The sequence below is a fragment of the Veillonella infantium genome (assembly GCF_002959895.1).
GTDB classification, from domain to species: domain Bacteria; phylum Bacillota; class Negativicutes; order Veillonellales; family Veillonellaceae; genus Veillonella; species Veillonella infantium.
This window is the reverse complement of sequence record NZ_PPDD01000010.1, coordinates 1-14,017: the sequence shown is the minus strand read 5'-3', so window position 1 is coordinate 14,017 and position 14,017 is coordinate 1. Positions and strand designations below refer to the sequence as shown.

At 39.0% G+C, this 14,017-nt stretch carries 11 protein-coding genes, 1 tRNA gene and 2 rRNA genes; 2 read left to right on the top strand and 12 right to left on the bottom strand.

The window, feature by feature from the left end; translation table 11 throughout:
- Positions 1–15: 15 nt before the first annotated feature.
- The 10 genes from VCHSUH03_RS06245 to VCHSUH03_RS06200 form a co-directional block, all read right to left on the bottom strand.
- Positions 16–702 (bottom strand): dTMP kinase, encoded by a 687-nt coding sequence (locus tag VCHSUH03_RS06245; protein WP_105094409.1) that lies wholly within the window; start codon positions 700–702, stop codon positions 16–18.
- Positions 703–704: 2 nt separating this feature from the next.
- Entirely contained in the window at positions 705–2,186 is a 1,482-nt protein-coding gene (locus VCHSUH03_RS06240; protein ID WP_105094408.1) for an aminotransferase class I/II-fold pyridoxal phosphate-dependent enzyme, read from the bottom strand.
- A 58-nt stretch (positions 2,187–2,244) separates the two neighbouring features.
- Complete coding sequence (gene pth, locus VCHSUH03_RS06235; protein WP_105094407.1) at positions 2,245–2,823, bottom strand: aminoacyl-tRNA hydrolase; 579 nt, start codon at positions 2,821–2,823, stop codon at positions 2,245–2,247.
- A gap of 10 nt (positions 2,824–2,833) precedes the next feature.
- Positions 2,834–3,787 carry a ribose-phosphate diphosphokinase gene (locus tag VCHSUH03_RS06230; RefSeq protein WP_005387130.1) on the bottom strand — a complete coding sequence of 318 codons (954 nt, stop codon included), beginning with the start codon at positions 3,785–3,787 and terminating at the stop codon, positions 2,834–2,836.
- A gap of 126 nt (positions 3,788–3,913) precedes the next feature.
- Positions 3,914–5,287, bottom strand: a complete 1,374-nt coding sequence (gene glmU, locus VCHSUH03_RS06225) for a bifunctional UDP-N-acetylglucosamine diphosphorylase/glucosamine-1-phosphate N-acetyltransferase GlmU (RefSeq protein ID WP_105094406.1) — start codon at positions 5,285–5,287, stop codon at positions 3,914–3,916.
- Positions 5,288–5,339: 52 nt separating this feature from the next.
- A complete protein-coding gene (purR, locus tag VCHSUH03_RS06220) occupies positions 5,340–6,158 on the bottom strand; it encodes a pur operon repressor (protein WP_105094405.1) in 819 nt (272 codons plus the stop codon).
- A 226-nt stretch (positions 6,159–6,384) separates the two neighbouring features.
- Positions 6,385–6,993 (bottom strand): peptidoglycan-binding protein, encoded by a 609-nt coding sequence (locus VCHSUH03_RS06215; RefSeq protein ID WP_105094404.1) that lies wholly within the window; start codon positions 6,991–6,993, stop codon positions 6,385–6,387.
- A 260-nt stretch (positions 6,994–7,253) separates the two neighbouring features.
- Entirely contained in the window at positions 7,254–8,426 is a 1,173-nt protein-coding gene (nhaA, locus tag VCHSUH03_RS06210; RefSeq protein ID WP_105094403.1) for a Na+/H+ antiporter NhaA, read from the bottom strand.
- Positions 8,427–8,454: 28 nt separating this feature from the next.
- A complete protein-coding gene (gene nhaA, locus VCHSUH03_RS06205) occupies positions 8,455–9,609 on the bottom strand; it encodes a Na+/H+ antiporter NhaA (protein WP_105094402.1) in 1,155 nt (384 codons plus the stop codon).
- Positions 9,610–9,759: 150 nt separating this feature from the next.
- A complete protein-coding gene (locus VCHSUH03_RS06200) occupies positions 9,760–11,085 on the bottom strand; it encodes a PepSY-associated TM helix domain-containing protein (protein ID WP_105085363.1) in 1,326 nt (441 codons plus the stop codon).
- 136 nt (positions 11,086–11,221) lie between these two features.
- Here VCHSUH03_RS06200 and VCHSUH03_RS06195 point away from each other — a divergent pair.
- Positions 11,222–11,295, top strand: a tRNA-Gly gene (locus VCHSUH03_RS06195).
- Positions 11,296–11,396: 101 nt separating this feature from the next.
- Positions 11,397–11,606 (top strand): TOBE domain-containing protein, encoded by a 210-nt coding sequence (locus tag VCHSUH03_RS06190; RefSeq protein WP_105085362.1) that lies wholly within the window; start codon positions 11,397–11,399, stop codon positions 11,604–11,606.
- Between the two features lie 887 nt (positions 11,607–12,493).
- On the opposite strand, the gene rrf is transcribed toward VCHSUH03_RS06190, so the two are convergent.
- Both rrf and VCHSUH03_RS06180 read right to left on the bottom strand, forming a co-directional pair.
- Positions 12,494–12,610: ribosomal RNA gene (rrf, locus tag VCHSUH03_RS06185) — 5S ribosomal RNA — on the bottom strand.
- A gap of 73 nt (positions 12,611–12,683) precedes the next feature.
- Positions 12,684–14,017 (bottom strand): 23S ribosomal RNA (locus VCHSUH03_RS06180); the annotation flags it as partial.

Below are 14,017 nucleotides of genomic sequence, written 5' to 3'. Positions count from 1 at the left end.
AAGAGTCGCCCTATCCTAAGGTAGTAGATTTACTACAGCTTGATATACATCGTTATGAATTTCTTCAATGGTGCGTAATGCATATTGACTGGAATCATCTTTTGTAGCGCAAGGAATTCGGTGCCATTGGTAGCGTTCTACTAGCTCTTCATAAGCATCGTGAACAGCTACTAAATAAGCATGATTGCCCTCGTGAATATCGCCAGTATTGCCCCCAGTTTTACCAGTGCGTTCAGCCATAAGGGCTTCACTCACTTCAAGGGGCATATCTAATAAACATACCGCATCAGGTGTAGGCAAGCCAAATTTTTGGAACTCAAAATCTTCAAGCCAATCTAAAAAAGCAGTACGTTCTTTAGGATCGTCGTATTTTACCATTTGATGGACCATATTAGACGTCGTATAACGATCTGCAATGATGATACCACCATTTTTGTAAAACTGCTCCCAATCAGTTCTAAAAGAAGCAAAGCGATCAATGGCGTACATGGAACTTGCCACATAGGGATTTACATCGTGTACATCTTTTCCAAATTCGCCGGCTAAATACATTTTGATAGGCATAGCAGCGCCGCTATCGTAATTAGGGAAGCTTACAGATTTGACTGCATGCCCTTCCTTGGTTAAGCGTTCTACTAAAAGTTTAGTTTGTGTAGCCTTACCGCTACCATCTCCGCCTTCTAATATGATTAAAGTCCCCATAATTACTCCTGTATTACCCAAATCGTTTCTAATGTCATATCATCGGCTCCATTTGGCACATACCCTAGAGCCTTTCGATTCTCTATATATTGTAACACAGACTCACTAATCACTTCACCTACGGCTACACAAGGAATCCCTGGAGGATAATAAGCTATAGTCTCCCCAGCAATACGATGTAATGCTTCACTTAACGGAACCTGCTCACGATGAGCATATATGGCATTGCGCGGTGTCACACGAACTTGAGGCAGAGGTAACAACGCAGAATCTTTACTAAGTGATTGAGTCGCCTCATCATTTGCACCTGCAGACCTAGAGTCCCCACTTAATACATCATCACTTACAGCTTGTACAGCCTTAATAAGAGCATCTACAGAGTCTTTTGTATCACCAATTGTAATGAGTACCAGTACATGATGAGCTTGTACCAATTCCACCTCAATAGAGTATGCCCGTAACATACGTTCAAACTCAACGCCTGTTAAACCAAGTTCTTTTGCGTCGATTAATACTTTAGTAACATCATAATTTGTGACCCGGTTTCGAATATCGGTGTATTCCATAGCAGTAATACCAGAAATCTTATGTAACTCATTCCGTAAATATAGGCTCAATTCTACGGTACGACTTACTAGGTCATTACCCGATGTGGCCAATTGATGGCGCGCCATATCTAAGGAGGCAAGGAAAATATAATTGGGACTTGTACTTTGTAGCATTTGATGCATTTGTGTAATACGACGTTTATTAATTCTTTCACCTTGTCCTAATAGCCAAGAGGTTTGTGTCAAAGAACCAACTGATTTATGCGTGCTCTGTGCCACTAAGTCTGCACCTGCCGCAATGGCTTCAACAGGTAAATTTTCTGAAAATGGTAAATGAGGTCCGTGCGCTTCATCAACAAGAACAACCATCCCTCGTTTATGCGCTTCTTTTACAATATTTATAATATCTACACCTACACCATAATAATTTGGGTAAACTAAAAGAAGCGTCTTAGCCTCTGGATGGGCCTCCATTGTTTTAACGGCATCGTCTAAAGATACTCCTAAAGGAATGCCCCATCGCTCATCAAATTGGCAATCCATATAGACAGGCTTTGCACCAGATAAGACTAAACCACTTATAACAGAGCGATGCGCTTCACGAGGAATAATGATGGTTTCATCGGGACCTACAGTCCCCATAATCATGGCTTCGATCAAGGCAGTTGTACCATTGATGGAAAACCAACAACAATCTGCACCATACAATTCAGCTGTTAAGTCTTGAGCTTCTTTTAGCTCTCCTTCTGGTTCGTGTAAATCGTCTAAGGCGTACATAACACCTAAATCATAAGGTAACGCTGGGCCCATCCAGTCCTTTAATAATTGAGGAGCCTCTCCACCAATTTTATGACCTGGTGTATGAAAGGGCACAAAGTGTTGTTCTTTATATGATTCTAAGGCCTCTACAAAAGGCATTCTTTCTTGATTGCTCATAATTACCTCGTAAAAAAGGCATGAATCTCAATGAGACTCATGCCCTTTTGCATGTTATTTATCGCTGTGGACGACGCTTAGGATTAAACTGATTCATCCCTTTGTCTATGCCCACCTCTAAAGTACCTAATACAGCTTTTACTGTGTCTTTGATACCTTTTTGTACTTTCTCTTGTGATTCTTCACTAAATGGTGCTAACACGTGGTCAATGACAGTCCATTGTGGTAATGGACGACCAATACCTACGCGAAAACGCGGAAAATTTTCTGTTCCTATATGGGAGATTAAAGATTTAATCCCATTATGCCCACCAGAACTACCATTTGGTCGAATACGTAATTTGCCTACTGGTAAATCCATATCATCATAAATACAATACACATCAGATGGATCGATCTTGTAGTATCGCATTAATGGACCTATAGATTCGCCGCTTGCATTCATAAATGTTTGAGGCTTTACAAGCAATACCTTTTCACCAGCTACATTAATACTGCACACCTCTGCCTTTTGTTCCTCTCTCCAAGGAGTGTGAGAAACGCTATCCGCAATGGCATCGATGACCATAAATCCAATATTATGTTTTGTTGCTTCATATTGCTTACCTGGGTTACCAAGGCCTACTACTAACTTCAAGAATCACCTATTATTTATCAAATAAATTACTTACTGAAACTTCATGAAAGATACGCATGATTGCTTCGCCTAACAATGGGGCTACAGATAATTGCGTTACATTATCCAATTTGCAATTTTCTGGTAATGGCATTGTGTTTGTTACGATAAGCTCTTTAATATTGGAGTTTGCAATGCGTTCACTTGCTGGATCTGTTAATACAGCATGGGTAACGGCAGCCATAACGGATTTTGCACCAAATTCTTCTAATGCTTTAGCACCTTCTACAAGGGAACCTGCTGTGTCTACAATATCATCAACAATGATACAGTTTTTACCTTTTACATCACCAATAAGGTTCATAACCTTAGCAACACCTGGTTCAGGGCGTTTTTTCTCAATGATTGCGATTGGCGCACCAATGCGGTCAGCCAAATCACGAGCTCTTGTAACACCGCCAAGGTCTGGAGATACAACGATAACATCTTCAAGATTTTTTTCATTAATGTATTTAGCTAAAATGGATGCACCATATAAATGATCTACTGGCACATCGAAAAAGCCTTGAATTTGACCTGCATGTAAGTCAATTGTTACAAGACGTGTAATACCAGAAGTTTGCATCAAGTTTGCTACTAATTTTGCAGTAATTGGTTCACGACCACGAGTTTTGCGGTCTTGGCGAGCATAACCGTAGTAAGGAACTACAGCTGTAATATGACGAGCAGAAGCACGTTTTAACGCATCAGCCATAACCATTAATTCCATTAAATTATCGTTTACAGGATAGCTTGTTGGTTGAATGATAAATACATCTTTGCCACGTACGCTTTCATCAATCATAATTTGTACTTCGCCATTGTTAAAGCGACCTACAAATGCTTCACCTAAAGGCAAACCTAAATAATCACAAATTTCCTTTGCCAATGCAGGATTCGCATTACCTGTGAAAATTTTAAGTTTTTTGCCGTCTTCAAATGCCATTTTGTTACCCTTTCATTTGTTCCTATATTGGTTACTTATCCATAATCATCCATTACAGATACACACTATTGCCTTTTTATTGTATACTATTTTACCCAAATTGTGTTAAAAAATTATAATATTTTTTTATTTCTTTTTGAAAGTATCGTCTGTTACCCAGTTTTCTTTCACAATTTGCTTGCTACGGCCCACTGCTAACGCCTTATCTGGTACATTTTTAGTAATAGTAGAACCTGCTCCTACATAACTATAATTACCTACTGTTACAGGAGCTACTAAATTACTATTACAGCCTACGAAAGCACCATCGCCAATGGTCGTACGATGTTTAACTTTACCATCGTAGTTTACAGTAATCGTACCACAACCAATATTAACACCAGATCCTACATCACTATCGCCGATATAAGATAGATGTGGGAACTTGGTGCCTTCCCCAACATTGGAGTTTTTAACCTCTACGAAGTTGCCTACATGAACCTTGTTACCTAGTACAGTATTTGGACGCAAGTGAACATATGGACCTACATCTACACCATCTTTTACTTCGCAGTCATGACCATACGTGAAGTGGATAATCGTATCGTTACCAACTTTCACATTTGTTAAACGAGTATGTGGACCAATTTCACAACGCTCACCAATGACAGTATCGCCTTCAAGTATTGTACCAGGATGTAAGATTGTATCGGCCCCTACTGTTACCTCTGGAGCTACGTAAGTATTTGCAGGATCAATAATTGTTACGCCAGCTGTCATTAACTCAACATTTTTACGATTTTTTAAAATGGATTCCGCTTCTGCTAATTGCAAGCGAGAGTTTACACCTAGAGACTCTTCAAAGTCTTTAGTCATATAAGCGCTTACTGTATCGCCACCATTTACAAGAATACCAACTACATCTGTGATATACAATTCACCTTGTGCATTATCATCAGATAGTTGATCTAAGCAAGGCCATAGCTTTTTGCTATCAAAGGCGTACATGCCAGTATTTACTTCTTGAACAGCTAATTCCTCAGGCTTACCGTCTTTTTGTTCTACAATGCGAACTACGGAACCTGATTCATTACGAATAATGCGACCATAACCAGTTGGATCAGGCATATGTGCTGTTAAAATCGTAGCGGCTGCACCAGAGTTTTTATGCTCCTCTAAAAGAGCTTCTAAGCTTTCTTTTGTAACAAGCGGAGTATCACCACACAACAATAAGATTGTACCATCATAGTCACCAAGCACTGGTTGAGCCATTTTTACGGCATGCCCTGTACCATTTTGTTCTTCTTGGCGAACGAATTCAGCGCGATCACCTAAATAATTTTGTACCGCATCACCACCAAAACCTACGATAACCACATCGCGATTTGTACCGATTGACTGAACAGTTTCAAGAACTCGCTCTACCATAGCTTTGCCGCCAACCTTGTGCAATATCTTTGGCAATTTAGACTTCATACGCGTACCCTTACCAGCAGCTAAAATGAGGCTTGCAATATTCATAGTAATCTCCTATCTATTATCTCTTATATGTCTAACATTTTAATATTAATCTTTACTCTTCATCAAATACTGGTTCAATACTTATTTTCTTTGTATTTTCATCAATACCATAGAAGGTAAACAGTGATTCATAATCATCGATTAATTTTGGGTTTGGTTCTGCCGTTGCTACTAAAACACCGGTCCCCACAACAATACCACTCATTTCAAGGACAAGCTCTTTTAGGCCCTTCGCAGTACCTCCAGCTTTCATAAAGTCATCGATAATTAAGACCCTAGCATTCGGTGGAATAGCTCGTTTAGTAAGAGTCATAGTTTGAATACGACCAGAGGAGCCAGTTACATAGTTAATACTAATAGCAGACCCTTCTGTTACTTTACTATCACGACGAGCAATAACGAGAGGTTTATTAAACGCTCTAGCCACCATGACGGCTAAGGGAATCCCCTTCGTTTCTACTGTCAAAATATAATCTGGATTGCAGTCCATAAAGCGAGTCATTATAATTTCCCCAAGACGTGTCATTACATGCCAATCATACAAGATATCAGACATATAAATAAACCCACCAGGGATAATGCGATCTGATTCCATTAAACGAGCCTGTACATCTCGTAGAATATCATTTGCTTGAGTACCTTTCCGATGAGGAATAAAACGTACCCCGCCTGCCACACCAGCCACTGTTTCTAATGTGCCCAGTTGAAAGTGTTCCATAGACTGTCTAACACAGGTTAAATCTTCACTAACTGTAGATTTAGCCATGCCAAAGAAGTCACAAAAATAATTTAAAGGAATCAATTTTTGCGGTGAATCAACTAACAATTTTGTCATTGCCACCATTCGTTCCACACGCCGTACTTTATCCATAGAATTTCCTTTACCATTCATCATATAACTATTGATTGTACTCATTCAATAAAAATCATGAGTCATCTCAAATATATCTATTATTTATTATACCATAATCTCCGAATATTCGAGGTTATAAAAACACTATAATTCGGCAAAATAAAAAACTCTCTAGACCTCCTATAATACTGTAAAATTAGACCTTATAGTCTATTACAATAATATATGAACTAGAGAGCTTTTATTATAAAACATAAACCTTCACAGTTTGACGACCAAACTGCAATGCTTCAGAACGTGAATCATAGGCTAAATCAATTCTATGACCTTTAATAGCACCACCAACATCGTCAGCTACAGCATAACCATATCCTTCAATGTATAATCTCGTACCTAATGGAATTAATTTTGGATCTACAGATACAATTCCCTTCTTCAAGCGACTACCTGTAGCCGTATAATTTCCATTTCCAAGATCTTGAGCAGAATAAGCACTAGCCTGCATAGTTAACACTCGAGAATATTTATTCGGCACACCATCATGACTTAATGCTGTACCATGACCACCATATCGAGTCTCCATCTTTTCTAAAGCATTCATTGTTGCAGGACCAACTCGCCCATCGACAGCAAGTCCCTTTGACTTTTGAAATTTTCGTACGGCCTGTTCTGTGTTATGACCATAAATGCCATCTACAGAATCATGCAAAAAACCTTGATGCTTTAACATTGTTTGGACCTTACTTACATGGTGCCCCCGTTGTCCCTTATCAATCGTTTTCGCCAATGATACAGAAGATACCATTGTAGTCATACAAACAAGCGTACATGCAATAATTATTTTTTTTACCATATACACCCCACCTTACGACAAATAGTATACTATATAGTTTTAAATAATCTATAAACCATATTGAGATAGTAATACAAAAAATGCATGTATAACGCACTTTATTAACTACATTTCAACTATAATACTACATATATATCATAGAAATCTAAGATACCAATGAAACAAAATCTCCATTATAGACTACTTTATCTAAGAAAAATATAATTTAACATTAGATTTATGGGAGTCAATAATGGAGACTTTACTAATACTATTTAATTTTAGCAGTTATGATACAAACCAATATGGCACTCTTTACGATTAGCACCAACTATACGTAAGTATGTATAACCTATAATGGCAGAAATAATAGAGCCGATTAATACCCCACCCTTAGCCATCTCTTGAGCATGACCTGGATCAAAAGCTAAAACGGAAACAAATATACTCATAGTAAAACCAATACCACATACAATGGATGTACCATAAATAAATTTCCAGTTAGCTTCTGCTGGCATAGGTACAATACCTAACTTAATCATGCCAAACATAGCACCAAAGATACCGATTTGTTTCCCTAAAATAAGACCTAGGGCAACGCCTAAAACAACTGGATGTGTTAAATCTGCTACACCAAATCCACCAAGACTTACACCGGCATTAAAGAAAGCAAAAATAGGAACAATAACAAAGCTTACCCAGTTAGATAAATAATGTTCCCAATGTTGCATTGGTCTAACATATTTACGACCAATCTTGCCCCGTTCAGGAATTGTCATCGCCAAGATTACGCCAGCCATTGTAGCATGTAAACCAGAACGAAGAATACAGTACCATAAAATGATACCAAGAATGATATAAGACAAAGATCTAACATAACCAGAACGGTTACAATATATCAATAAACCCGTTACAACAACGGCTGCAACTAAATAGAAAAGATTAAGATTTGATGCATAAAATATAGCAATAACAATAATAGCAATTAAATCATCAATAACAGCTAAGGCTGTCAAAAATACCTTCATAGAATTAGGTACTCTAGAGCCCAATGCTGTTATTACCCCTATAGCAAAAGCAATATCCGTCGCTGTTGGAATAGCCCAACCATGTACATAAACATCACTAGAACCAGCTATAAGATAGTAAATAAAAGCAGGTACTAAAACACCAAATAGTGCAGCAATACCAGGCATAATACGCTTAGCATTCGTATTGAGTTCGCCACTCACTAATTCACGTTTTACTTCTAATCCTACAAAGAGGAAAAAAATCGCCATTAATGCATCATTAACCCACTCCATAGTTGTTAATGGACCTAGTTTCAAATTAACCAGTGACATATACTGTGACACTAATGGAGAGTTTGCTACGATTAATGCAATAAGTGTAGATCCTAGTAAAACAGCTGTAGCCGAACCAGGAGAACGTAAAAATACAAATATTCGTTCCATATGATTCCTTCCTAATATAATAAGTTTATTATTTATTCTTAATGGTTCTTATTTTGTAAGCCACAATTAAAACTATAGAACCTAATAAACCAGAAATAATAGATCCTATAAAGATACCAATTTTAGACATTTCTTGAGTTACACCAGGTGGAAATGCCAATGTAGCCACAAATAAGCTCATAGTAAAACCAATACCACAAACAATGGCTGTACCATAAACCTCTGGCCATGTTGTATTAGTAGGCATCTTTATAATCTTAGATTTAACTAAAACGAAAACAGCAGAGAAAATACCAAACTGTTTACCTAAAATAAGGCCTAATGAAATGCCTAGTACAACAGGATGGAATAGGTGATCTGCTGAAACATCAGAAAAGGATACACCAGCATTTAAGAAACTAAATAAAGGAATAATCAAGAAATTGACCCAATTCTTCAGTTTATCAGCCCATTTATGCATAGGATATACTGTTTCACCATCCAACTTACCCGTTGCAGGAATAGTCATAGCTAACACAACACCAGCGATAGTGGCATGAACACCAGACTTTAATACAAAGTACCAGAGAACTCCACCTAATACACCATATAATACAGGTCTAACATATCCCTGTTTATTAGTATACCACAATGCACCTGTAACGATAGCAGCACCAATCAAGTATGGGAAATCAACACCAGCACCATAAAAGATAGCTATAACAATAATAGCAATTAAATCATCTATAACCGCCAATGCAGAAAGAAATGCCTTCATAGCTTGTGATACACGCTTACCGAGCATCATAATTACACCTATGGCAAATGCAATATCAGTAGCTGTTGGAATTCCCCAACCATGAGTATACTCAGGCACAGATCCAGCAATTAAGAAATATACTAAAGCTGGTGTCACAACGCCTGCAAGAGCAGCTAATACTGGTAGTAGTCGTTTTGAATTTGTATTCAGCTCACCAGAAATCATTTCTGATTTAATTGCTAGCCCTACATATAGGAAGAAAAGAGCCATTAATCCATCATTTACCCACTCCAATATATCCATAGGGCCCCAATACACATGCATTAAGGAGAAATACTGTTCTGCTAGCGGAGAATTTGCTGTAATAACACCAAGAATAGCGGCTAATAAGAGCATAATACCGCCAGATGATTCAGACTGAATAAATGCTTTTATATAATTCATAGTAACTACCACTTTCTCAATCATAAAATAAATACAAATTTTACTACATAAAATTATAACTAATATATATTATTTTATCATTTTAGTTCGAAATAAATCAATAAACTTATGATGAACCTCATTGATTAAGTGTATAAAATATACAATGAATTAATGATTAAATCCTCTAATTAAAGAAATAAAAAATACTACTAGAGGAATAGTTAAACAAATACCTGCTATAGTATTTGTAACTGGATTAGACCAAAGTGGCATAATAAATCCAAGTAATACTAAGGTACCACAACAGATTGGTGTACGCCAAACATGTTTTATCTCAGCCGATACTTTAGATTCTATAGCACTAGCTCTGCCAAATTTCCTTTTAATAGTCATAATAATACCAGTCACAATGCCTACAATAAGAACAATATCCCAGATGGCCCATAATATTTTAAGAGCCATCGTATTATGATTATGAATATGGAGATTAATCATTGTAGTCATGCCTGTAAAATACCAGGGGATATTTTTTGTAGAATACATATCCTTAGTAGAATCAGTATATAAATTAGCATAAACTGGTTGGCCCAAGAACATAGCTGGATCATCATCATTAACAGCACCTAAATAAAATGCATAATGATGATTATTAAATTTAGATGGATAATCTATAGATATAAGCTGACGATCTGGGTATGCTTTCATAATTCGAGAGATAGCTTCAGATGGTTGTAAAATGTCAGATTGACCAACTGAAAGTTCTTGCTTTGCAGTGTGTAGTACATCTGCATTATAGCTGTCATTAGCAATAAAAAATCCACCTATCCATACACCTGTAATGCATAATATAAATCCCCATACAGTGGCAACCATAGCAAATTCTCGGTGTAATATACTTAATTTCATATAATTAGACAATACAGTAGATTTGGCAAAGCTTTTACGAAATGGACCATATAAAAAAACACCAGAAATAATAGATAACCCACATACTAAAGATAAAATCGTTACAATATAAATTCCTGTTTTGCCAAGATCTAATCGAGTATGTAATTGGTGAAGCGTATGTAACACACTTCGAACCCAAGGATGCTCAGGCGTTTCATGATGCGTAGTTATGAGAGACTTTGTTTTAGGGTTATATAATACATAATCCCCTCCCATCCCCATACGCGCTGGAGGCGCTACAGTTGCGGAAGAATCAATAATACGATACCGTAAAATATGTGTAGCCCCCATAGCTGGAGAAATATTTAAAATATCCTTAGACGGATATTTTTCTTTCACTAATAGGGCACCTTCATCAGCATAATTAAAAATAGACATTTCTTGTTGGCTCATCGCCATTGATAACGAGGAATGATGTGACCCTCCTTGAGCCCATGCATTTAATTCAGTTCTGAACATAAGGACAAGACCTGTAATACAGAACATTAAGAAAAATAGCACAGAAACTATAGATAACCATTTATGAATTTTATAAATTTTTGACATACATATGCCTCCTTTCTCATTATTTTATACATCAATTCTTATATCAACACAATACAGCAACCACTATGGGTATAGAGTATATAAAGAAGCTCCACTTGAATGTAAATATTATTGTATGATACAATATGTACATCATGCGGGCGTAGTTCATCGGTAGAATGCGAGCTTCCCAAGCTTGAGAGGAGGGTTCGATTCCCTTCGCCCGCTCCATATATAAAATTCCGTGATGTGATATACATCACGGTTATTTTTTTGTATAATGATATAATAAATATAAATTTATATTGTATATTTTTTACAAGGAGTACTCCATGAAATTAAGCGCAAGAAACCAATTAAAAGGTACAATCGTTGAAATTCAAGAAGGTGCTGTAAACGCAATTGTAAAGATTAATGTAGGTAACGATAACATTCTTACAGCTGATATTACAGTTCAATCCGTTAAGGAATTAGGCTTAACAGTTGGCAAAGAAGTTGTGGCTGTTATCAAATCCACTAGCGTAATGGTTGGTGTAGAATAATAAGAAAGAGTCGCTTCGGCGGCTCTTTTTTTTGTTATAAATTGATTTCGTGTTAAATTCATATGAATAAAAATGAGCCCTATAAACTATTTAAAGTAGCTTATAGGGCTTTTATATTTTATATAGTTACTACAATAGAAGTTATATTTACCGCTCTAATTACAAGTACTTAGAGTTACTCAACTGGTTTACGGTACGATACCGTAGGTGCTACGCACCGCGGTATCGTTTAGATGAAGTTAAAATTCTACCACTAGCCGCAGCTTCCTATCAATCCTCACTGTGGATTTACCTTCTCTGCTTCGCAGCTCGGTAAATCTTACGTTCGGAAGAAAGTGATGTGTGGGCCCCATACGTCGCATAGATATATTTGCTTTTCGGTGGCCCTACTTGCTTCCTCACTGTGGATTTCCCTTCTCTGCTTCGCAGTTCGGTAAATCTTACGTTCGGAAGAAAGTGATGCAGTGAATCTGTCGTCGTTTCACTCCTCCATCTTCTACTGCCCTACTTTTCCCAACGCCGCCTCTATTGATGAATACACAAAGATGAAACTTGTACAACCTTGGCTGGAGACGGCTCTAGCAGGTATAAGAGCTGTGCTCGTTAGAGCATAAAATAGAGGGCCAACCCTTTAGGGTTGACCCTCTATTTCGTTAATCAGCGAATTCTTATGTACGGTTCTGCCCTCCAGGATACTGGGTGTTCGTCGCTGTGGATGGACTTATGTAGCTTCGCTACATGTCCATCTTACGCTCCGAACTAAGCGATGCAGTGAATCTGTCGTCATTTCATTCCTCCATCTTCTACTGCCCTGCTTACCAGGTACCCTGGGAGGATAGGAAGCCATACAACAAAAAAAGACACACCCTCAGGTGTGCCTTTAGCTTAATCAGCGGCTTCCTATCCTCCCAGGCCGTCTCCAGCCAAGTACTTTCGGCGTTTATGAGCTTAACTACTGTGTTCGAGATGGGAACAGGTGGATCCTCATAGCCATCGCCACTGAATCTGTCAGAGTTTGTACTCTGAAAACCACATAGAAGTTATATATATTTGTTGCACATTCTGCTTAATGTTTATTTAAGTAAAGCCCTCGATCTATTAGTACCAGTCAGCTCCAAACCTCACGGCTCTTCCACATCTGGCCTATCAACCATGTCGTCTACATGGGATCTTACTAGCTTATGCTATGAGAAACCTCATCTCAAGGCTGGTTTCACGCTTAGATGCTTTCAGCGTTTATCCGTCCCGAACGTAGCTACCCAACTGTACCCTTGGCAGGATAATTGGTACACCAGCGGTTCGTCCACTCCGGTCCTCTCGTACTAGGAGCAGCCCCCTTCAAGTTTCTTGCGCCCGCGATGGATAGGGACCGAACTGTCTCACGACGTTCTGAACCCAGCTCACGTACCACTTTAATCGGCGAACAGCCGAACCCTTGGGACCTACTTCAGCCCCAGGATGTGATGAGCCGACATCGAGGTGCCAAACCTCCCCGTCGATATGGACTCTTGGGAGAGATTAGCCTGTTATCCCCAGGGTAGCTTTTATCCGTTGAGCGATGGCCCTTCCACTCGGCACCACCGGATCACTAAGCCCGACTTTCGTCCCTGCTCGACCTGTCCGTCTCGCAGTCAAGCTCCCTTCTGCCTTTACACTCTTCGAGCGATTTCCGTCCGCTCTGAGGGAACCTTTGGGCGCCTCCGTTACTCTTTAGGAGGCGACCGCCCCAGTCAAACTGCCCGCCTAAGACTGTCCGGCCGGTCGTTACTCGGCCCGTTAGAAATCAATTAATGAAAGGGTGGTATCCCAACAACGACTCCTCTAAAACTGGCGTCCTAGATTCTACGTCTCCCACCTATCCTGTACATTCATTAACTAAGTTCAATCTTAGGTTGCAGTAAAGCTCCATGGGGTCTTTCTGTCCAGTCGCGGGTAACCTGCATCTTCACAGGTACTTCAATTTCACCGGGTCCCTCGTTGAGACAGTGCGCAAGTCGTTACACCTTTCGTGCGGGTCGGAACTTACCCGACAAGGAATTTCGCTACCTTAGGACCGTTATAGTTACGGCCGCCGTTTACTGGGGCTTCAATTCAGAGCTTCGACCGAAGTCTAACCCCTCCTCTTAACCTTCCAGCACCGGGCAGGTGTCAGCACCTATACATCAGCTTTCGCTTTAGCAGGCACCTGTGTTTGTGGTAAACAGTCGCTTGCGCCTCTCTTGTGCCACTCATTCATGCTCCATGCGTTGCTGCACTTCACACTACATGAGTCCTCCTTTTCCCGAAGTTACGGAGGCATTTTGCCGAGTTCCTTAACGAGGGTTTTCCCGCGCACCTTAGGATTCTCTCCCCGCCTACCTGTGTCGGTTTTGGTACGGGCGATGTGTCTCTACCTAGAAGCTTTTCTCGAC